The following is a 19,567-nucleotide window of genomic DNA, read 5'->3' on the forward strand; positions in this document are numbered from 1 at the left end:
GGGACGTAGTGCGCACAGTGTAGCCAGCGAATCGTTCACTACCACCAGAATCCGGTTCCACTCGGTGAAGAGGAGAGCCCGCCCGATGGCAGACCTGCAAGCATGGGAACGACAACTACAACGTGACCTCGATGAGGTCCGACGCACCAGTCGGCAGCTATCCGACTCAGTTGCTGCGATCCGGGGCCTCTGCCAACTGCAAGGCGTCGCAATAGAAGTCGACGCGAACGGCGACATCACCGATCTTCGGATTGCGCCCGGCGCGCTGCGCTGGACCAGCGAGCAGCTCGCCCACTCGATGCGTACTTCTCATCGAAAGGCCCGAGCTGATGCAGCTACAAAGGTCCAACGGCTCATTCAGCAGGGCGATCCTCGCATGCGTCGGCAGTTCGAGATCCTGACTGGCGAGCGGTCAGCACCACCGGAACCGCCGCGCCATCAGCCAATGACCGAGGACGACATCCAGGCAGCCGATGATGCCTATTTTGAGCGTATGAACCGCCGCGGCTGGACGGAGTAAGCCTCGCCTTTAGAGGAGTTATGGGAGCTGATGAGGCACCTCGGGCCATCGTTGAGCACGAGGATCGTTGGCTGTTCAAGCCTCTACGCGGAAGAACCGTCACCAGGATAGAGTGGAAATCGGACCATCTCGAACTCGTCTTGGACGACGACCATTTCCGCATTCTGGTCGGGTACGACACCGAGCTGTCCGCTAGGTCCCTCGCCAAGGGCTCCCCCGACAGACATCGAATCGATCATTGGCACCGCGCTGAGGTTGAGGAATTCCTGGGGGCGAGGATGGTTTCGGCCGTGTTCTTCAAGACTGGAGCGGTTCGCCTGGGGTTCAAGAATGGGTGGATACTGTTCGTCGACGCCGACCGGCAGGATTTCGCTCCTGAGGTCCAGTTCGGAGGTCGAACCGTGTGGAATACCGCGGGAATCGCGGACCGCTCCATCTTCGAAATTCAGCCACTGGATGCGTGGACGGGACAGCCTGTCACTCCACCTCATTGGCCAGGACGGCCGGAGCACCTGAAAGACAACTCCGATTCGGACGATATCAACGATTGATCATCAGGAATCTCCGGCGAACCCCCGTCAGGTTGATCAGCCTGATTTGTTGGCGCGCAACGGGTCCCGTCGCGCGCCTGAGCTGTCACGGCAGTGGGTGGTTCTGAAACAGTTGCCACATGCGGTTGCGCACATCCGCGCCGCGGTCGCCGCTCGGCCAATCATGGCTGCCTGCTTTGTATTTGCGCCAGACGACGTTGGCGCCCTGCTCGCAGGAATACCGGTAGCCTTCCGCCACTTCGGGGCCGGTTTCGGTGGCGGCGTCGTTGCTGCAGCCGATGGTGCCGCGCCACTGTAGGTGGGCCGCATAGACCGGGGCCTGGGTGAAGTCGTTGTCGGCGGTGAAGAATCCGAAGGACAGTTTGCGGATCGGGACGCCGTCTTCGCAGCCGCCGTGCGAGCCGCCGGCATACATCGCTACCGCGCCCAGTTGTGCTGATGCGGCGCAGGCCATGCGGGAGGTCATTTGGCCGCCGTTGGAGTGGCCGGACATATAGACACGCTTGGTGTCGACGCACCAGTGGCTCTCGATGTCGGCGATGACCTGTTGCAGGAAGTCGACGTCGTGCCGGTTGCCGTTTTCGAAGTACCAGCTGCGGTCGTCGGGGCGGTTGGGGTCGGTGACGTCGTCTTTGCCGCCTTGCGGGTAGGCGACGATGAATTTCTGCTGTGCGGCGAAAGGTGTCCAGCCCGATTGGGTTTCGTGCCTGCTGGGGTTGCTTCCGCCGCCGTGGAGCGCGACCAGCAGTGGCGCGGCGCCGGTCAGGCCGCTGGGAACGCGCAGCAGGTACGGCTGACCGTTGACGGTGCGAGTCACCGAGGCGGCAGCCGGCGAGCAGGCCGCGGGCGCAGGGTCCGGCTCCCCTGGAGCCGACTCGGCCGCGGCGGTCGCGCTCGACATCGCGAGCGCGAATATGGCAGACATGACTGTTACAGCCCGGCATACCGGTCCGGACATACGTGTGTGATGCAACGAATCCTCCCACCCCACAGGAAAATTGAAATACTTCCATTCAAATCTATCGCCCGGCAGGGTGGGCTCGCTCAGGTTCGACAGCATTTGTGACAGCTCCCGAGCCTCGCCCTCGATGTGTCAGAATTTCCGACCTTCCAGGGCTGTGAACATTTCGGTCCAGCGACCGACTGCTACACCACGGCGCCGACGTCTAAAGGGCCGATCCGATAGCGCTGGCTCACGCGTTGCGAGCGCGCTGACTCCGCGACCGCCGCGGGCAACTGACCTCTTCTGGTACTGATGCACCGGCGGTTATCAGGGCGTACAGCATCCCGCTGGGTCGCGGCTCCCCCACAGATCTTCACCCTCGCAAGCAGCCGGTCCGCCTATCTGCGCAAAGTCCCCGATCACTTCGAAACATGATCACTTCACACTATGCTGGCTCGAACGCTGAAACCTGATGCAGTTGTTCGAGAGGAACACCATGAAACGGCTTGCCGTCCTCGCGGTCGCAGTCGCCGCCTTCGGTATCGCTCCCGCGGGCATCGCCGGCGCAGAAAACGGAATCCCCCTGGAGTACAGCAACACTGACCAGATCACCGCGAACTCACCCGTCGTCCTGCAAACCGGCTCGACGGTGATCGATCTGCTCGCGTACATCGGCGCCGGCTGCATCGGCAGCTGGAGCCCGGCTCCGCCCGCGCACTGCCTTTGATTCCGGATTCCGATGATTCGGATCGACGGCTCATCACCACCTCGATCCCGGCCCGCGGAACCACATCAGCGATACGCCGTCCACCCGCCGATCGACGCCGGTTCGACAGCATCACGCGCCCGACCGCACCGACCTCGCTTCCACCCGCGACACTCTGAGACAATAGGGACGTGAGCACCACCATCAGCCACAAAAGTGGACATCGACTCGGCGACCTGACCGGCGCCGCGACTGGGACAGCGGCGCTCGTCGCCCGGTAATTCGATGTCTGACCAGGAAGTACCGGGATCGCGATCCGCACCGAAGGACACCGGAGCGGGCGCGCCGAAGGTTGTCCAGCTGCCCCGGCGTCCCCGGCGGGTGGCGCAGGACGCTGCCCAGCCTGCCCGTAAGACGTGGCGTTCGGAGGGCAGCCGCGTCAACGATCCGCCGCCGACCAGACCCGTCATGCGATCGGAATTGCAGCGGGAGACCGGGGCATGGCCGGTGAACCCTGCTGCGGCGTGGCACGGCCCCGCGGTGGGCGATTCGAGCCTTGCGGCGGATGACGCCTGCCCCGGCGATCAGGACGCGAGCGTCGTCGACTTGGACGAACTGCGACGGAAACGAGCGGGTGAAGCTGCCCCAGCCGCCGGCATCCGGCGGATCGCCAAACCGCGCCGGATCGGCAAAGGTGCGGCCGATGGCTCCGGCGGCGAGGCCGGCAGTCGCGAGAATACTCAGGATTCTCCGTCGACCGAGGGGTATACCGGCCGACACCGCAAATAGCCCGGCGGCGTGCGGTTCGTCCGGCCGAGATCGCCGCGCCACCAAATTTGTTCCATTTGCCCGTTTTTGGCGCTTTGACTACCCTCAGGCCACCATCAAAGCACGGGGGGGACGGTCATGGATCTGCATCAACTCAGGTACGCCGATCCGGGCAGCTGGCAGGCCGCGGCCGATGATCTGCTGGCGGCGGCCAAGGATTGCGAGGAGGCCGTCGCCGAGATCCATGCCAATGGATCGCGGCGGCTGGAGGAATCCTGGACCGACTATCTGGGTGAGCTCGTGCGCGGGCGGATCTCCGATGTCACGGGAAAGTTGGAGGAGATCGGCGTCCTGCTGCGAGGTGCCGTCACCGCGCTGGACACGTTGGAAGACGCGGCTCGGATCGCGCAGGCACAGGCCGGTTCGGCGATCACGGCGGGGACGGTCGCGGGCCTGGAGCTCGAGGGCGACGTTCTGGTCGTACCCGCCGGGCATCACGATCCGGCGACCGCGGCGGATGACTGCCGGCGGTACAACGCGCTGATCAAGGATGCGATCGATGCGGCGGATCGGGCCGACCAGGAAGTCGCCGGCGCGCTGCGCAATCTGAATATCAACGTCGACACCAGCTCGCTCGACGATGCGTTGAAACAGCAGTCCGCGGCAGTGGCCGACGCACTCGACGCCATTCGCGAGACCCTGCCGCAGGGCCAGCCCCCCGATGTGGTGAAGGCGTGGTGGGACTCGCTGGCCGTCGATCGGCGCAAACAACTCATGTTGGCGGTGCCGGTCGAACTTCACGACCTCAACGGAATCCCCGACAGCGTGAAGAAGGAGCTCGAGGGTTCCAACGGCTACAACGCTGTGAAGGCGGTGCAGTTCGCTCGCGACCACGCGAACGATACCTCGATCGACAAATTCCAGAACAACTGCGCGAATTTTGTTTCCACCACCCTCGCGTCGGCCGGCCTCGACTACAAAGGCACCCTGACCACCGATTCGGACGGCTGGAACCGCAGCCGGGCCGCGGGAATCAACTTCGACCCGCCGGGGCCCGGTTCCCTGCAGGGACTGAGCCACAGCGATACCTGGTTCAATGCCGAGAAGCAGAAGAACTTCTTCCTGAACAATGGGGCGGAGGAGGTCGGGACCGCCGGCGCGAAACCCGGTGATCTCGTCTACTGGGAGCACACGCAGAACGTCGGCGACTACAAGCCGGGCGAAGCGCACCACACGGCAGTGGTCACCGCGGTGCTTCCCAACGGCGACATCCTCTACTCCCAGCACACCACCAACGGGAAGGACTTCAGCCTGACCGACCGGATCGGATTCTCGAATCAGGACGGCGGCACACAGAACGTGCGGATCATTCGGCCGAAGGAGACCTGGTAGTTGAAACGCCCTGCGATCGTGGCCGCCGCGATCTTCCTCGCCTGCTTCGCATCTGCCGTTCTCCTACTGGTGGTGGCCGATCACAACCTCGCCGAGCGGACGGACGTTCTTCTCGAATCGCATTGTGCGCGAAGCATTCCCGTTCCGACGGCCGCCACCGCCTCCAGCTGGGCCGCGACGGCCCTCTTGATCTGTGCTGCCGCAGCGGCAGTGGTGTTCATCGTCGCCGCCGCGCGATTCTCCTCGACCTCGGGAAAGGTCCTTGCGATCGTCGTCGCGGCGTCGGCGATGATCATCAGCGTCGGTTACGCGTTGGTCGTGGGATCCGCGCTGCTGCAATCGAATACCGACGAACCGATCTCGCCTCGCTACCATCCGTGCGAAGCGTTCTTCTGACAGGGCTTCATCATGACAGACGTTTGTATCGACCCGGCCACCGCGCAACAGGCCGGGGTGGACATCTCCACCAACAGCAATGAATCCCGAACCCGGCTCGAGCAACAATTCGATGAGATCGAACCGGCGCGGCAAGCGAACGAAGGCTGGCAGAGCGGACCGGCGCTCGTCGATTTCGCGTCGGCGCGGAAACAGGACATCCTGTCCAGCCTGGCGGAACTCGAGAGCATCGGAAAGAAGATCGTCGAGGTCGTCAGCGCGCGAACCAGCGTCGACGAACGGTATGCGACCAGCCTCGTTCGAATCGGGAAGGCCGTGGACTCCATGTCCGAATAGCAGTGGTCGCGCGATCCTCGGCCTGCTCGGCTCTCACCCCGGCATCGCCGGCTTGTTGTTCAAATTCAGCGGCTCGGTCCGCGGGAATGTCACCGGCAGGGCCGTCAAGGCCCGGTGGAACGGTCCCGGCCGCCAGCTCGGCGCATCCGTTGCGAGCTCGATTTCGGGGAGGGCGTCGAGGAGTTGGTCGATCGCTTCCTGGGCGATCAGATACGCGATCGACTGCGCGGGGCAGGCGTGCGGGCCGATGCCCCAGGCCAGGTGGGATCGGTTGCCCGTCATATCGTCGCTGCGAATTACGGGGTCGTTGTTGCAGGCGGCCATGCTGATGACAACCGGCTGATTGGCGGGTAGCCAGACGTCGTCGATCAGCATGGGCTGGCGCGGGTAGGTGATCAGGAGGTTCGCCAGCGGCGGGTCGTTGAACAACACCTCGTCGACCGCGTCGCGGGAGGAGAGATTGCCGCCGAGCACACTGCCGCCGAAACGGTTGTCGGTGAGGACCAGCAGCAACGTGTTGGCGATGAGGTTCAGCTCGAATTCGATTCCGGTGCCGTAGATCTGGGAGACGTGGTGGGAGACCTCGGTGTCGTCGAGGGCGGCCGGGTGTTGTTGCAGTACCGAGGTGATGTCGTTGCTCGGTGTGGCCCGTTTGAGGCGCACCAGACTCATCAGCGCCTCGCCGAGGATGCGGTTGCCCTGTTCGGCGTCGACGCCTTCGAGCAGTTTGGCCGTTCCGGCCGCGACCTGCGCGCCGATCTCCGGCGGGCAACCGAGCATCACGTTCACGAGTTCGAATGCGAGGGGGTAGATGTACTGGGTGATCAGTTCCGCCTTGCCGTCCTGGCAGAAGCCGTTGATCAGGGGAAGCGTGGCCTTCTCGACCGCCGCACGCAACGAGTGCAGATCGACGGCGTCGATACCGGCGGTAATGGCCTCACGGTAGCGGTGGAAATCGGCACCGGAACTTCTGCTGGCCATCGGGCGCCATTCCAGCAGCGGAAGAATCGGGCAATCCGAGGGCACCGTCTGCTGCCAGACGCGCGGGTCTGCTGGAAAGTGTTCGGGGTCGTTGAGAATTCGCACCGCGGTGCGGTAACCGATCACCAGCGTCGCGGGCACGCCCGGCGCCAGTTCGACGGGCGCGAGCGAGCCGTATCTGCTGCGCATTTCGCGGTAGACGCGGTGCGGGTCGTCGGAGAAATCCGGGGTGAACAGCGGGACTCGCGGGCCGTCGGAACTCGTCGGAGAGCCGTGGGCAACGGGACACATCGTCGGGCGGGTCGGGAACTGCGACGTAGTCATCAACCACTCCAGTTGTCGTATCGCACGCTGCGTCGAACTGCATGACGCGATGTCGCGCGCGTCGAAGGCTGCGGTAGTCGCACCGGACGACCCTGGCCGGGACGACCATCGGCAGCACGATGATCATTTCGTGGTAAAGCGTTGGTGCGTCAGACGCCGAGGGCGCCCAGCGAATCGTTGTCGTCGATGGCCGTGGTGATGCGCCGTAACAGGGTCAGGCAGGTTTCGTTCGACTGCATCTTGGGCTGATAACTCGCACGCCCGATGGTGAAAGCCCATGCGGCGTAGGCGAACAGCGACTGCTGCCGGTAGAGCAACCAGGCGTCGTCGAAGGCCGAGGGCTTACCGCCGGCCTCTCCCAGTTCGTCCAGGTAGGCCGCCAGCAGGTCCCTGTCCCATAGTCGGCGGTCTTCCGGCTCGCATCCGGAATTGACGGTGTAGGCGAAATCGTGTGCCCATCCGCCCCGCATCACGACCTGCCAGTCCACGAAACCCATGCGGCCGGCGCTCGTGCGGTAGGTCTGTCCGATGTGGGGATCGCCGTGCAGCAGCGTCGGCGGAACCTCTTCGGTCGCGATGGTGACCGCCCGCTCGACGCCGGCCCACAGCCGCGCGCTGCTGCCGTGCAGGGCGGGCGGAACGACCTCCTCCGCGCGGCGAAGGCCCACTTCGCACCGCTTCTTCATATCGATCGCGGACAGATACACGTCGAGCATGTACGCCGGGGTGTTGAGGACGTCGATCGCCTCGGATTCCCAGAAGGTGCCGTGCAGGCGGGCGAGATTGCGGACCAGATCCTCGGCTTGCTCACGGGTGATCGAGGCGGTGGGCTCGCTGAAGACGGCGCCGCGGGTCGCGGCGATGTCCTCCATCAGGGCGATCGACCGCCACGAGGCCGGGTCGGACGCGCCCCAGTATCCGATCGGTGCCTCGATGTCGACGGCGGGGCGGAAGTCGCGGAAGAACCGGGTTTCCCCGTCGATCATCTTTCCGCCGCCCAGCAGGATCCGCTGGCTGAAACTGGTGGTGGTCTTGGCGAACAAGCGGGTCGGCAACTGCGCCTGGGTCCCCACATCGTTGTATTCGACCGTGATCGCCACCCTCGTCGAGGTGCCGCTGCTGCCGTCGGACGTCTCGAAGCCCGACACCTCGGCCCCGGGAACGTCGCGGCACAGCACCGCGGTCAGCCATTCGGGGGTGATCTTGTCACCGGAGATCGGCACGTCGGCGAGGGAGCGCAATCTGGGTCCGTGAATCTTCTCGCCCAGCATCCGGGTCCCGACGGTGACAGAACGACCGAGCAGCCAGAGCTTGTGATTCACGCACGTATCTCGATTCCACTGTAAGACAACGATTATCCGAGCGATCCGGCGCCTCCACCGATCGCGGCGCCAGAGGCACAGTACCTTACATCAGTCGAAAGCGTTGTAAGACAATGAATTACCGAAGCCGTCATTACTCATCAGTACATACAGACGAGTCGGGTTTGAGATGCGGCTCCTCTCCCGCGACGGAGCGCACGCCAGGAAGCGATCATGCGGAGCCGGAGTTGCCGGCGCCGACCTGACCGGATTCGGATTTCCGGTCGCCTGCCGCCCCGAGCAGAGCCGCGAAGACGAGGGGCGCGAGTGTCTGATAACCGATCCAGAGTTCGCCGGCCGGCCCGTTCCCCTGCCATGCCAGCAGCAGCGCGACGAGGGTGACAATCGTCCAGCCGGTGTCGTAGCCGATCAAGAGCCGCATATATGTGCTCATCGGGCGGCTGCGCAGGTATGCGAATTCACTGGCGCCTGCGATGAGCAGGGCTGCGGCGCAGGCGATCATGAGCCAGGTGGCGACACCGAGTCGATGACTCAGCGATTCGGCGCCGATGATGTAGACGGTGGCGAGCACTATTTTGACGGTGCCGTCGGCAACGACTCCCAGGGCGTGCCCGGTGACGGGCGTAAACGACGTGCGGATCATTGGTTCCTCTCCGAATTCAGCACCGTCGACGACATTCGGCCTCAGGAGACCGGCTCGATGCGAAAGACGGCACAGCGGCTCGCCGCGTCCGCGAAGCCGTCGGGCGAGCCGGATTCGACCAGACCATTCCTGACGAAAGCTTGTGCTCCCCTGGGATTTTGAACAGGAAACGCACGCAGCACCGGTTGGCGCTGCGGTTCGGGCACTTCGATCAGATCCACGATCCGGGATTTCCGGCCGCGAGCGAGCACACCGCGTCCTGCCGCGCGGGCATTCTCGACCCATTCGGCGTTCGGATAGGCCTGCACGAGGTACCGGTCGCCGTCGAGCTGTATCGGGGCGACGGGAGTGGTCCGGGGAATTCCTGTCGAACGACCCGCAACGGTGAGCAGGTGGATGGGGCCGAACGGCAGGCCGATGCGATGAGCGGTGACGACGATGCGATTGCGGAAGTCGCGCCGCGAGGGCGACCGATGCGGATTGTCCTTCCGGCGGATGCCGTCGTCGGCTGCGGTGAATCCGACCACCGCGACGATCACCAGAACGAATGCGGCTACGGCGCAACCGGTTCGGGTGAAATGGAACAGTTCCCAGCGTCGCAGGATATCGGCGTAATTCGCCGGCGGGGTGCCCACCGCCCACCGTTTGATCTGCTGGTTGATCGGCACGTTCCCGAATCGCGTCACCAGGAAGGAGAGCAATACCAGCACCGTGGCGCTCGCGGCGATCCGACGCTGCCCTCCCCGCGATCGCACCGCGAGCACCAAGGTACCGAGTACCGCCAGCGCCATCAGCGATTGCATGACCGGGCCGTTGACTCGCATGAGCGCGACATGGAATGTGAACCGAACATCAAGGGGCACTTCACGAAACGCGTACAGCACATTGACGGCGCCGTAGCCGAACGCTCCGGCCAGCAGACCGGGGAACAGGAGTGCGGCTCCCCGGACAAGTTTCGACAGCATCGAGACTCCCATCTGAATATCGCAACATCGAGTTGCGATATCGTCAGCATGCCCGCCCGTCCGCGATATCGCAACTAGGAGTTGCAATGAGTTCGTCCGCGCCTCTGGGACGTGGACCGAAGGTCCGCGCCGCCGTGCTCGCCGCCACCGTCGACGAGCTGAGCGAACGCGGATACGCCGCGTTCACGATCGACAACGTCGCCCAGCGCACCGGAGTGCACAAGACCACCGTCTACCGGCGGTGGCCCGACCGCGACAGCCTGATCGCCGAGGCGCTGGCCGAGAGTGTCGCGGCGGAAATTCCCATTCCCGATACCGGTTCGGTCGACGAGGATCTCCGCGCACTGGCGCGCAGCCTCGTCGCCTGGGCCGACAGCGCCTCCGGGCGAGCCATTCTGGCCGTGCTGGTGTCCACCGCCGCGGGTCTGCCCGCACCCCCGAACTCCGCACGCCACGTCTTTCGCGATCGGATTCGGCAAACGCTGCCGGTGGTGACGCGCGCGATCGCTCGCGGGGAGCTACCCGAAGGCACCGATCCGGCGGAGATGATCAAAACGCTGGTCGCGCCGATCTATTTCCGCGTCCTGATCACCGGAGAGCGGGTGGACGACGGCACCGCGGACGCTGCCGCGAAGGTGGCTCTGACGGCCGCGCGTGCCGGACTGTTCACCTGAACGGGCGAGTGGGTCGCGCCGCTCACTCGTCGGTGGTCCCCGGCATCGTCTTGTCGCGCGCGGATGTCGTGATGCCCCATGCGGCGAGCCGCAGATGGTGCTCGCTGTTGTGCCAGTGCGTGATCGAAGCGTTCGGCACCGGCGGCATATCAGCCGGTGGCGTCGCACCCACACCGGCCAGGACGTGTCCTGCGGTGACGACGATCGCGTCGTGGGCGACGATCAGAATCCGCTCGGCGGTGGTTCGGTCGAGTTCGGTGAGCAGATCGCGCATGCGCAGCGCGACATCGGCCGACGATTCCCCACCCGGCGGCCGATAGAACCATTCGCCGAGGCGGGCGCGGCGCTCGAACTCCTGCGGCGCTCGGCGTCGAATGGCTTGCGGCGGAAAGAGTTCGAAGATTCCCATCTCGCGGTCACGGCAGCGTTCGTCGGTCACCACGGGTAAGGCGCCGGCGCCTTCGGCAGTGCGTGCCATGGCCGCCCAGGTCTGTTGCGCGCGCAGATACGGTGAGCACACCACCAGCTGCGGCGCTCGCTCCGGATCCAGGCCGGCCAGCCACCGCCCCAGCCCGGCGGCTTGCTCGTACCCCGTGGGCGAGAGCTCGACATCGCAGTCGTTGCCGGGGAAGGGCTCGTCGGCGCCGGCGCTGAACGCGGCATTGGCTCGGCTTTCGCCGTGGCGGATGATCCAGAGGTCGCGCAGGCGATACCGCGGCGGGATCCCAGCCGAGCGGTCTTCCGGAGCCGCACTCGTCGGGTCCGGAGGCCTTGCCGTCATCCGATCCTCCCTCCAGCCCCGTCGATGGGACCAGGATGCGCGCGCTCGGCGGTGCACTCGATGGTTCGCCCCCGGGATGCCCGCCCTCCCGGTGCGCGGGCGACGTGCCCGAGTGTCGGCGCAGCGTCTCGACGCCATGAACAGGGCGCTAACAGCGACATCACGGCGAACGATTTCCGGTTTACAGTACTCGCGCGGTCTATTTGCCGCACCGGCACCGGGAGGAGTCGGATGACCAGAAAAATCCGTGTGGCGCTCGGCGCCACCGCAGTCGGCATCGCATTCGTGATGGCCGGCTGCAGCACAGGGAGCCCGGTGTCGACAAGCACACGCACCCTCTCGGCCTCGGCGATTCGGCCATCGGCGACGCAACAGGCTCCTGCTGCGCCCACAGCATCTGCGGCCACGTCGACAGCTCCGACGACACCGAGCGGTCCGGCCGACTCTTTCGCCGGAGAGGGGACCTATGTCGTGGGAACCGACATCGCCCCCGGGACTTATCGCTCCCCCGGCCCGAGCGGGTCGAGCACCTGCTATTGGGCACGCCTCGGTGATTTGAGCGGCACTTCGATCATCGCGAACAACATCAGCGAAGGACCGGCCGTGATGGCCGTCGCTCCCACCGATGCCGCAGTCGAGGTCAAAGGTTGTGCTCGGTGGACGGCGGTACCGGGAGCGCCGCCCGCCGCGGCCGCACCCGGCCGGCCGACCGCGGGACCTGGAGCCCAGGAGCGACCGACCGGCCCCGCTGCGGGCGCGTCGACGGACGAGTACTACCGCGATCTGCTCCGGGCCGACGGTGTCTTCTTCCCCAGCGATGCCGACGCACTCGCCGAGGGGCATCGTGTCTGCGACTTGTACTCCAGCGGCGCCGCGAACAATTCGGTGACGCAGCAGGTCATGCGCGACTACCCGGACCTGTCGAAGTCCGACGCTATGAAGGTGGGACGCGACGCGACGCTCGCCTATTGCACCCAGTATTCGTGACCAGCTTCTACACGAGCCGTTTCAGCGGGTTGCTCCGATCGAGAAGACGATCTCGATCAAACGGGTGAAGCGGGCGGTCAGGTCGGCGGCCGATTCTTCGGGATGTGCTCGCGCCCAGGCCATTACCGCGTCGACCGCTGCGGTCCAGATGCCGGCGAGGGCTTCGATATCGCGTTCGTCGGTGTCGCCCAGGGCGTCGAGGAACCGGCGTACGCCCGAGCCGGCGTGTGCGGCGATCCGGTTGCGGTAGCCCTGTACCAGGTCCGCCACCGCACCGGTCGGCGGTGCGGTCGGGTCGTGGATGATCCGCCAGGCGGTGCGGTCGGGGCCGAGGGTGTCGAAGATGCCGCGCAACGCGTTGGCAGGCATCGCGAAAGGCGCTGTGGCGGGATCCATTTCGTCGTCGAGGCGCTCCAGGAGCGGATCGGCCAGCGCGGTCAGGCACTCCGCGTAGAGCTGTTCCTTCGAGGTGAAGTGCTGATAGACCAGGGCCTTGGAGATGCCCGCGCGCCCGGCGATGGCCACCATCGATACCGCGGCGAATCCGCGTTCGGCGAACTCCCGCATGGCGGCGATCAGGATCTCCTCGCGACGGTCCTGCGCGGGCATGCCCTTGGTTCCGAGTCCGGCGGCCGTTGACATGCGCCCGAACTTACCCTACGGTCATTTTCAATGAAGTGACCGTAGGGTCATATAATCGTTCCGGAGAGTGCCTGCGATGACCCTGTGGGAACAGATCAACCAGCCGGTGACCTACGCGGTTCCGTTCTTCGTGCTCGCGATGGTCCTGGAGATCGCCGCCCTGCGCGGTCACGCCGAGGATCGCGCCGGCTACGACGTGATCGACGCGCGGACCAGCCTGACCATGGGCTTCGTCTCACTCTTCGTCAGCGGTGCCGCGAAATTCGCCGCACTCATCGGCTATGCCGTGCTGTACGTGCACGCCCCCTGGCACGTCGATCCGCGTAACCCGCTGTCGTGGCTGGCAGTCATGCTCGCGGTGGATCTGCTCTGGTACGCCTATCACCGCCTCGCGCATCGAGTCCGGGTGGTCTGGGCGGCGCATCAGGTGCACCACAACAGCCGGTACTTCAACTACGCGACCGCACTGCGCCAGAAGTGGAATCCGTGGTTCGAACTATTGGCCTGGGTTCCGCTGCCGCTCCTGGGTGTGCCGCCGTGGATGATCTTCACGGCCTGGTCGTTCAACCTCGTCTACCAGTTCTGGGTGCACACCGAGACCATCGGAAAACTTCCTCGCTGGTTCGAATTCGTCTTCAACACCCCCTCCCATCACCGTGTGCACCATGCCAGCGATCGGGAGTATCTGGATCGCAATTACGGCGGCATCCTGATCCTGTGGGACCGCATGTTCGGCACCTTCCGCACGGAGACCTTCCGCCCCACCTACGGACTCACGAAGAACATCGACAGCTCGAACGTCCTCACGCTCCAGTACTACGAATTCGGCGCCTTGTTGCGGGATCTGCGCTCCACCAAGCGGATTCGCGAATGGGCCGGGTATTTGTTCGGGCCGCCCGGGTGGGAGCCCGGAGCCGCACGCACGGGCGAGATCGGCGATCGGATTCCCGAAGCCTGACGGCATCGGTATCGAATTCCGGGCGACAACCGTCTGCCCGAGCCCGGCCGGCAGTCGCGTCGATGACGCTCCTGTTACAAATCGGCTCTTGCCACCCCGGCCGAATGTTAACGGCGGGATGGAAATCCCAGCATGTTGATTACGCGGCACGGCATCCGCCTCCCGAAATTCCACGTATTCGGATGCCGGGTGCATCGAGACATGTTGCCGGACAACGGATTACCAGCGGTTGACCACAACCGTAGGCGGTGAAAACCCGGCAACGTCGTATTACTCCGGATGTGACCATCACGAAACACCTGGGGCGTGAACTGAACCCATCGGTGAATCACCTCGATTCCTCACCGGTCCTCGTCACATCCCCAGGAGACAAGCATGTCCGCACCCACCGAAACCACCTCCGAGATCGACAAGGCGATCGAGGAGAACATCGCGAAATCGCTGTCCGAGATTCCCCATCCGGCGCTGCCGAAAGGCACCAATATCTATGGCGCCACCAAAATCTTTCCCGACTATCAGGCCGAGGCCGGGGAAACATACTTCACCCTGGTGCACGGGATCGCGCACGAGTCGTCGGTGAGTTTCGTGGCCGTCCTGCAGGCGACTCGAGCGCTGCGCAAGGGGTTCGAGTCGGCGATCTACTTCTATGGTCCGGGTGCGATCAACTGCATCGCCAACCGTGGATTCCCGACCACCGGGGACAGCGGTTTTCCGGGTGAGCAGAACATCAACGACGCGCTGTCGACCTTCATCAAGGAGGGCGGCAAGGTATTCGCCTGCCGCTTCGGTCTGGCTCTGCACGGGGCCCGCGAGGAGGATTTGATCGAAGGTGTCATCCCCGCGCATCCGCTGGATGTGCAGGATGCGCTGATCTACTACGCACGCAAGGGCGCGATCATCAACTCCACCTATCAGGTGTAGGCGGCCGGCATGACCGAGGTATCCACACGAGTAGACCTGGCGCTACTCGGTATTCGCGTCGACGTGCCGGTGCAGCGCCGTTCCGGAGCCGGGCCCAGCGACGACGGTCATGTGTCGTTCGGGGGTGCCGGCGCTGCCATTCCCATCCGATCCGACGGCCCCTACACGCTGAGCGGGGATCGTCTGCTGCGCGACGGCACCGATCTCGGCGTCATTGTCGAGCCGGTGCGGCGTCCCAGGTTCTACGACCTGCGCACCGCCGAGGGCATCGGCTACGAGCAGATCGCGAGGCTGCACGGCACGGATGTGCTGGCGACGACGGTGGTGCAGACGTGCATTCGATACGGCGAGGACCTACGTTGCCGATTCTGCGCGATCGAGGCGTCGCTGGCGGCGGGCACGACCGTCGCGGTCAAGCGGCCCGAGCAACTTGCCGAGGTAGCGGCCGCCGCGGTCCGGCTCGACGGGGTGCGGCAGATGGTGATGACCACCGGCACCACCGCCGGAAAGGACCGTGGCGCTCGGCATCTCGCGCGCTGTGTGCGTGCCGTGAAGCGGGCCGTGCCGCAGCTGCCGATTCAGGTGCAGTGTGAGCCGCCCGGGGATCTGTCGGTCCTCGCGGAGCTGCGGACGGCGGGGGCGGACTCCATCGGCATTCATGTCGAATCGCTCGACGATCGGGTCCGTGCGCGCTGGATGCCGGGCAAATCGACGGTGCCGCTCGCGGACTACCGGGCGGCGTGGACCGAGGCGGTGCGGGTGTTCGGGCGCAACCAGGTGTCGACCTATCTCCTGGTAGGGCTCGGCGAGGATCCCGACGAACTGGTCGGTGGGGCACGGGAATTGATCGCGATGGGTGTGTACCCCTTCATCGTTCCCTTCCGGCCGCTCGCCGGAACCCTCGCCGTCGACGTCGACAACGCGAGCGCACCCTCACCGGCGCTGCTCGAGGACGTAACGCGAAGGGTCGCAACCGAACTGCGGCGCGCCGGGATGCGCGGCGCCGATCAGGCGGCCGGGTGCGCGGCATGCGGCGCGTGCAGTGTGCTGCGCACCGCGGGAGGCTGAGATGACGACGATCGACACGCCGCGCTGGTGGCTCGACGGCTCTGTGGCATCCGGCAGGCCGTCTCCCGACTACTGCGTGCTGTCCGGGCATCCGAACCCGAAGGAACCGCCCGGCGGCTTCCTGATTCGTCCGGCGGATTCCCGGCAGCTGGCCGCCTATCGAACGCTGCGGCGCGAGAGCTTCGTGGTCGAACAGGGCCTGTTCCACGGTAGCGATGCCGACGATATAGACGACCATCCGCGCACCGTCGTGCTGGTCGCACTGGCATCGGACGGCACTCTGGGTGGGGTGCGCCTGGCGCCCGCCACCGCCGAGGACCTCGGCTGGTGGACCGGCAGTCGGCTGGTCGTGGACTGTGGCCGCCGCACGCGCGGGGTCGGCAATGCCCTCGTGCGCGCGGCCTGCGCCTATGCGGAGAGCAACAACGTGCTGCGCTTCGAGGCGACGGTGCAGCACCGATACGCCGCGCTGTTCACCCACCTCGGCTGGATTCTGCTGGGAGACACCACGTTCGGCGGCGCACCGCACGTTCGCGTGCGCTGGCCCATCGACCGCATCCACCGGCTCACGCGCTCGACCAAGGCGATGCTGGGCCCGCTGCTGACAACCCTCGGGAATGGTTCGATGACCCTGGGCGGCAGAGATTTCCGCGGCGACGACGGTGCGCCGGTGCCGGGCAGCGATCTCGTCGCCGCATGTGACGCCATCATCGCCTCGATGGTCGAACGCGATCCGGAATGGGCGGGCTGGTGCGCGGCCCTGGTGAATCTCAACGATCTGTCCGCGATGGGCGCCGAACCCGTGGGGTTGCTCGACGCGGTCGCGGCACCCACCCGTTCGTTGCTCACCCGGATCCTGCGTGGCCTGGCGCGAGCCGCCGATACCTGGGGTGTGCCCGTATTGGGCGGGCATACCCAGATCGGCCCGGCCGCACTGGCAGTGACCGCATTGGGCCGCACCGACCGGCCCGTTCCCGGTGGCGGGGGCCGGGCAGGCCACGAACTTCGGCTCACCGCGGATCTCGGTGGCCGCTGGCGGGCCGGATATACCGGGCAGCAATGGGATTCGTCTTCCTACCGCACCGGGGACGAGCTGCGGGCGCTGGGCCGGTTCGTCGCCGACACCGCGCCGGCGGCCGCGAAGGATGTCAGCATGGCCGGGATCGCCGGTACGGCGGGCATGCTGGCCGAAGCATCGGGTGTCGGCGCGGAGCTGGATGTGGCCCGGATGCCGCGTCCGGTGAATACCGCACCGGCCGAATGGATCACCTGCTTCCCCGGCTTCGCCATGCTCACCGCCGACCGCCCCGGATCCGCGATCGGCCCCACCGGACCCGCCACCTCCGCGGTATGCGGCGTCCTCACCTCCGAACCCGGCGTGCGTTTGCGCTGGCCGGACGGAACAACCACCACAGCGGTGCCCGGCACCGTGACCGGATTGGGTATCTCATGACCGAATTGACCATCTCCGTGGCGGCCGCCGAATTCGGCCGCGATATGGAGGCCTGCTACGACACCATCTCGGCACTGATCGAGCAGGCTCGTGCTCGCGGCAGTCGGCTGCTGGTCCTGCCCGAGGCATGTCTCGGCGGCTATCTGCCCAGCCTGGGCGGCGGCGCCGAGAACGACGAGGCCCGGCAGCGCCGGTTGCGCAGCCTGCCGCCCGCCCTCGCCCTCGACGGGCCCGAGTTGGCGCGGATCGCCGCCATGGCGGGTGATCTCGTCGTCACCCTCGGCTTCTGCGAGGCCGACGGCGAGCTGCGCTACAACGCCGCGGTGACCCTGTCCGGCGACGGCATCCTCGGCTCCTACCGCAAAGTGCATCAGCCGCTGGGCGAAAACCTCTGCTACGCCGCCGGTTCGGAGTATCACGCCTTCGACACTCCGATCGGGCGGATGGGGATGCAGATCTGCTACGACAAGGCCTTCCCCGAGGCCGCGCGCGCCCTGGCGTTGGACGGCGCGGAGATCATCACCTCGCTGTCGGCGTGGCCGACCGCCCGCACCGCCACCGCAGAACGGCTCGAGGACGACCGCTGGACCCAGCGCTTCGACATCTTCGACCGCGCCCGGGCCGTCGAGAACCAGGTGGTGTGGATCGCTTCCAACCAGGCCGGCACCTTCGGCTCACTGCGGTTCGTGTGCAGCGCCAAGATCGTCGGGCCGGGCGGCGACATACTCGCCACCACCGGCACCGCGCCGGGACTGGCGACCGCCACGGTCGATGTCGGCCGGGCACTCGGGCTGGCCCGCGGCGGCGGCATGTACAACCTGCGGGACCGGCGGCCGGAAGTCTACGACAGCGTGGTCGCGCGCCACGGCGTCGTCGGACAGCCGTCGCTACCGGAGGAATTGGCGGCCGCACATGCCTGAGATGACCCCGCCGTCCGTACCCGCCGCGACTTCCGGAGGAAAACCGTGACTCCGCAACCCTTTTCGATCGAACACCACGAGGTGGTGGTGATCGGCGCCGGGCAGGCCGGGCTGTCCATCAGCTGGCATCTGACCGCGCACGGGATCGATCATCTCGTGCTCGAACGCGACACCATCGCGCACGAATGGCGCGACACCCGCTGGGACAATTTCACGCTCGTCACTCCCAATTGGCAGTGCGTGCTGCCCGGATACGGTTACAACGGCCCGCAGCCGCACGGTTTCATGACGCGTGACGAGGTCTATGCCTGGGTGCGCGGTTACGCCGACACCTTCGATCCGCCGGTGCGCGAAGGGGTGGCCGTCACCGCGGTGACCGTGGCCGCGGGCGGCGGGTTCGATATCGAAACGACCGGTGGGCCGGTGCATTCCGATCAGGTCGTGGTCGCCGTCGGCGGATATCACATCCCGACCGTGCCGCGCTTCGCCGAACGGCTGCCCGGCTCGATCCGGCAGGTGCACTCCGCCGAATACCGTAGTGCCGCAGATCTTCCCGAGGGAGCCGTTCTCGTCGTCGGCACCGGACAGTCCGGCGCCCAGATCGCGGAGGACCTGCATCTGGCCGGTCGCGAAGTCCATCTGGCGGTGGGCAGCGCGCCTAGAGTGGCCCGCTTCTATCGTGGACGCGACTGTGTGGCATGGCTGCAGGATATGGGCCACTACGACATTCCCATCGAAGATCAGCCCGGCGGGCTGGGCAAGCGCGAGAACACCAACCACTACGTGACCGGCCGCGGCGGCGGGCGCGATATCGACCTGCGCCGCTTCGCACTCGAGGGCATGCGGCTCTACGGGCGGATGACCGATATATCGAGCGGCACAGCGTGTTTCGACCCGTCGCTGGAATCCTCGCTCGACGCCGCGGATGCCGTTGCCGAGAGCATCAAGGATTCCATCGACGCCTACATCGATCGTGCGGGTATCGACGCGCCCACCGAACCTCGATACCGGCCGGTGTGGCGGCCCGAGCACGAAGTGACCGAAATCGACCTGACCGCAAGCGGAATCACGTCCGTGGTGTGGTCGGTCGGTTTCCGGACCGACTACCGCTGGCTGCGCGTCGGGGTGTTCGACGGCGAGGGCCATCCCTGCCACAACCGCGGCGTCACCTCCATCGAGGGCCTGTACTTCCTCGGCCTGCCCTGGCTGCACACGTGGGGGTCGGGCCGGTTCGCCGCCGTCGCCCGCGATGCCGAGTATCTCGCGGATCGGATCACAGTCACCGCCCGCGCGACCGCCGCCGCCTGAAGCGAATT

General features: G+C 66.0%; 21 protein-coding genes. 14 read left to right on the plus strand and 7 right to left on the minus strand.

Annotation, left to right across the window (positions count from 1 at the left end):
- Nucleotides 1-85: 85 nt before the first annotated feature.
- Nucleotides 86-520 carry a hypothetical protein gene (locus IG65_RS36845; RefSeq protein WP_081879470.1) on the plus strand — a complete coding sequence of 145 codons (435 nt, stop codon included), beginning with the start codon at nt 86-88 and terminating at the stop codon, nt 518-520.
- 20 nt (nt 521-540) lie between these two features.
- A complete protein-coding gene (locus IG65_RS0113640) occupies nt 541-1,071 on the plus strand; it encodes a DUF6188 family protein (RefSeq protein ID WP_156055585.1) in 531 nt (176 codons plus the stop codon).
- 85 nt (nt 1,072-1,156) lie between these two features.
- On the opposite strand, the gene IG65_RS0113645 is transcribed toward IG65_RS0113640, so the two are convergent.
- Nucleotides 1,157-2,131 carry a PHB depolymerase family esterase gene (locus IG65_RS0113645; protein WP_081879471.1) on the minus strand — a complete coding sequence of 325 codons (975 nt, stop codon included), beginning with the start codon at nt 2,129-2,131 and terminating at the stop codon, nt 1,157-1,159.
- A gap of 355 nt (nt 2,132-2,486) precedes the next feature.
- Here IG65_RS0113645 and IG65_RS0113650 point away from each other — a divergent pair, with 355 nt between their 5' ends.
- From IG65_RS0113650 to IG65_RS0113675, 4 genes are all read left to right on the plus strand, one after another.
- The gene (locus tag IG65_RS0113650) at nt 2,487-2,741 is read left to right on the plus strand and encodes a hypothetical protein (RefSeq protein ID WP_030515279.1); all 255 of its coding nucleotides are present in this window, start codon (nt 2,487-2,489) and stop codon (nt 2,739-2,741) included.
- An 885-nt stretch (nt 2,742-3,626) separates the two neighbouring features.
- The gene (locus IG65_RS0113665) at nt 3,627-4,880 is read left to right on the plus strand and encodes an amidase domain-containing protein (protein WP_030515281.1); all 1,254 of its coding nucleotides are present in this window, start codon (nt 3,627-3,629) and stop codon (nt 4,878-4,880) included.
- Nucleotides 4,881-5,276, plus strand: a complete 396-nt coding sequence (locus IG65_RS0113670) for a hypothetical protein (RefSeq protein ID WP_030515282.1) — start codon at nt 4,881-4,883, stop codon at nt 5,274-5,276.
- Nucleotides 5,277-5,288: 12 nt separating this feature from the next.
- Nucleotides 5,289-5,612, plus strand: coding sequence for a hypothetical protein (locus tag IG65_RS0113675; RefSeq protein ID WP_146098596.1), 324 nt, complete (start codon nt 5,289-5,291; stop codon nt 5,610-5,612).
- A 33-nt stretch (nt 5,613-5,645) separates the two neighbouring features.
- Here IG65_RS0113675 and IG65_RS0113680 read toward each other — a convergent pair whose 3' ends face one another.
- From IG65_RS0113680 to IG65_RS39085, 4 genes are all read right to left on the minus strand, one after another.
- Nucleotides 5,646-6,917 (minus strand): cytochrome P450, encoded by a 1,272-nt coding sequence (locus IG65_RS0113680; protein ID WP_036524415.1) that lies wholly within the window; start codon nt 6,915-6,917, stop codon nt 5,646-5,648.
- A gap of 149 nt (nt 6,918-7,066) precedes the next feature.
- Nucleotides 7,067-8,239: an aminoglycoside phosphotransferase family protein gene (locus IG65_RS0113685; RefSeq protein ID WP_030515285.1), complete on the minus strand. Its 1,173-nt coding sequence runs from the start codon at nt 8,237-8,239 to the stop codon at nt 7,067-7,069.
- 211 nt (nt 8,240-8,450) lie between these two features.
- The gene (locus IG65_RS0113690; protein WP_051755943.1) at nt 8,451-8,882 is read right to left on the minus strand and encodes a hypothetical protein; all 432 of its coding nucleotides are present in this window, start codon (nt 8,880-8,882) and stop codon (nt 8,451-8,453) included.
- A 41-nt stretch (nt 8,883-8,923) separates the two neighbouring features.
- Entirely contained in the window at nt 8,924-9,847 is a 924-nt protein-coding gene (locus IG65_RS39085) for a nitroreductase/quinone reductase family protein (RefSeq protein WP_231509193.1), read from the minus strand.
- A gap of 86 nt (nt 9,848-9,933) precedes the next feature.
- Between IG65_RS39085 and IG65_RS0113705 the strand changes: the two genes are divergently transcribed.
- Nucleotides 9,934-10,521, plus strand: a complete 588-nt coding sequence (locus IG65_RS0113705; protein ID WP_051755947.1) for a TetR/AcrR family transcriptional regulator — start codon at nt 9,934-9,936, stop codon at nt 10,519-10,521.
- A 22-nt stretch (nt 10,522-10,543) separates the two neighbouring features.
- On the opposite strand, the gene IG65_RS0113710 is transcribed toward IG65_RS0113705, so the two are convergent.
- Complete coding sequence (locus IG65_RS0113710; protein WP_197039834.1) at nt 10,544-11,302, minus strand: histidine phosphatase family protein; 759 nt, start codon at nt 11,300-11,302, stop codon at nt 10,544-10,546.
- Nucleotides 11,303-11,857: 555 nt separating this feature from the next.
- On the opposite strand from IG65_RS0113710, the gene IG65_RS38475 reads away from it, so the two are divergent.
- Entirely contained in the window at nt 11,858-12,289 is a 432-nt protein-coding gene (locus tag IG65_RS38475; protein ID WP_030515289.1) for a DUF732 domain-containing protein, read from the plus strand.
- A gap of 21 nt (nt 12,290-12,310) precedes the next feature.
- Here IG65_RS38475 and IG65_RS0113720 read toward each other — a convergent pair whose 3' ends face one another.
- Nucleotides 12,311-12,931, minus strand: coding sequence for a TetR/AcrR family transcriptional regulator (locus IG65_RS0113720; protein WP_030515290.1), 621 nt, complete (start codon nt 12,929-12,931; stop codon nt 12,311-12,313).
- Between the two features lie 76 nt (nt 12,932-13,007).
- On the opposite strand from IG65_RS0113720, the gene IG65_RS0113725 reads away from it, so the two are divergent.
- The 6 genes from IG65_RS0113725 to IG65_RS0113750 all read left to right on the plus strand — a co-directional run bounded on the left by IG65_RS0113725 (nt 13,008) and on the right by IG65_RS0113750 (nt 19,559).
- On the plus strand, nt 13,008-13,889 hold the full coding sequence (locus IG65_RS0113725) for a sterol desaturase family protein (RefSeq protein ID WP_036524417.1): 882 nt from the start codon (nt 13,008-13,010) through the stop codon (nt 13,887-13,889).
- A 375-nt stretch (nt 13,890-14,264) separates the two neighbouring features.
- Entirely contained in the window at nt 14,265-14,810 is a 546-nt protein-coding gene (locus IG65_RS0113730; RefSeq protein ID WP_030515292.1) for an MSMEG_0572/Sll0783 family nitrogen starvation response protein, read from the plus strand.
- 9 nt (nt 14,811-14,819) lie between these two features.
- On the plus strand, nt 14,820-15,878 hold the full coding sequence (locus tag IG65_RS0113735) for an MSMEG_0568 family radical SAM protein (RefSeq protein ID WP_030515293.1): 1,059 nt from the start codon (nt 14,820-14,822) through the stop codon (nt 15,876-15,878).
- A 1-nt stretch (nt 15,879) separates the two neighbouring features.
- On the plus strand, nt 15,880-17,331 hold the full coding sequence (locus IG65_RS0113740) for an MSMEG_0567/sll0787 family protein (RefSeq protein ID WP_051755950.1): 1,452 nt from the start codon (nt 15,880-15,882) through the stop codon (nt 17,329-17,331).
- Entirely contained in the window at nt 17,328-18,251 is a 924-nt protein-coding gene (locus IG65_RS0113745; RefSeq protein WP_036524419.1) for a carbon-nitrogen hydrolase family protein, read from the plus strand. The genes IG65_RS0113740 and IG65_RS0113745 overlap by 4 nt, the downstream gene beginning before the upstream one ends.
- 45 nt (nt 18,252-18,296) lie before the next feature.
- Nucleotides 18,297-19,559, plus strand: coding sequence for an MSMEG_0569 family flavin-dependent oxidoreductase (locus tag IG65_RS0113750; RefSeq protein WP_030515296.1), 1,263 nt, complete (start codon nt 18,297-18,299; stop codon nt 19,557-19,559).
- Nucleotides 19,560-19,567: the final 8 nt, after the last annotated feature.

Origin of the sequence: Nocardia sp. NRRL WC-3656 (genome assembly GCF_000720265.1) — a bacterium.
GTDB classification, from domain to species: domain Bacteria; phylum Actinomycetota; class Actinomycetes; order Mycobacteriales; family Mycobacteriaceae; genus Nocardia; species Nocardia nova.

What these genes read in the sequence shown, in the direction of transcription:
- IG65_RS36845 (WP_081879470.1), top strand. Translation starts at nt 86, where the DNA reads ATGGCAGACCTGCAAGCATGGGAACGACAACTACAACGTGACCTCGAT.
- IG65_RS0113640 (WP_156055585.1), top strand. Translation starts at nt 541, where the DNA reads ATGGGAGCTGATGAGGCACCTCGGGCCATCGTTGAGCACGAGGATCGT.
- IG65_RS0113645 (WP_081879471.1), bottom strand. Translation starts at nt 2,131, where the DNA reads ATGCTGTCGAACCTGAGCGAGCCCACCCTGCCGGGCGATAGATTTGAA.
- IG65_RS0113650 (WP_030515279.1), top strand. Translation starts at nt 2,487, where the DNA reads ATGCAGTTGTTCGAGAGGAACACCATGAAACGGCTTGCCGTCCTCGCG.
- IG65_RS0113665 (WP_030515281.1), top strand. Translation starts at nt 3,627, where the DNA reads ATGGATCTGCATCAACTCAGGTACGCCGATCCGGGCAGCTGGCAGGCC.
- IG65_RS0113675 (WP_146098596.1), top strand. Translation starts at nt 5,289, where the DNA reads ATGACAGACGTTTGTATCGACCCGGCCACCGCGCAACAGGCCGGGGTG.
- IG65_RS0113680 (WP_036524415.1), bottom strand. Translation starts at nt 6,917, where the DNA reads ATGACTACGTCGCAGTTCCCGACCCGCCCGACGATGTGTCCCGTTGCC.
- IG65_RS0113690 (WP_051755943.1), bottom strand. Translation starts at nt 8,882, where the DNA reads ATGATCCGCACGTCGTTTACGCCCGTCACCGGGCACGCCCTGGGAGTC.
- IG65_RS39085 (WP_231509193.1), bottom strand. Translation starts at nt 9,847, where the DNA reads ATGCTGTCGAAACTTGTCCGGGGAGCCGCACTCCTGTTCCCCGGTCTG.
- IG65_RS0113705 (WP_051755947.1), top strand. Translation starts at nt 9,934, where the DNA reads ATGAGTTCGTCCGCGCCTCTGGGACGTGGACCGAAGGTCCGCGCCGCC.
- IG65_RS0113710 (WP_197039834.1), bottom strand. Translation starts at nt 11,302, where the DNA reads ATGACGGCAAGGCCTCCGGACCCGACGAGTGCGGCTCCGGAAGACCGC.
- IG65_RS0113720 (WP_030515290.1), bottom strand. Translation starts at nt 12,931, where the DNA reads ATGTCAACGGCCGCCGGACTCGGAACCAAGGGCATGCCCGCGCAGGAC.
- IG65_RS0113725 (WP_036524417.1), top strand. Translation starts at nt 13,008, where the DNA reads ATGACCCTGTGGGAACAGATCAACCAGCCGGTGACCTACGCGGTTCCG.
- IG65_RS0113730 (WP_030515292.1), top strand. Translation starts at nt 14,265, where the DNA reads ATGTCCGCACCCACCGAAACCACCTCCGAGATCGACAAGGCGATCGAG.
- IG65_RS0113735 (WP_030515293.1), top strand. Translation starts at nt 14,820, where the DNA reads ATGACCGAGGTATCCACACGAGTAGACCTGGCGCTACTCGGTATTCGC.
- IG65_RS0113740 (WP_051755950.1), top strand. Translation starts at nt 15,880, where the DNA reads ATGACGACGATCGACACGCCGCGCTGGTGGCTCGACGGCTCTGTGGCA.
- IG65_RS0113745 (WP_036524419.1), top strand. Translation starts at nt 17,328, where the DNA reads ATGACCGAATTGACCATCTCCGTGGCGGCCGCCGAATTCGGCCGCGAT.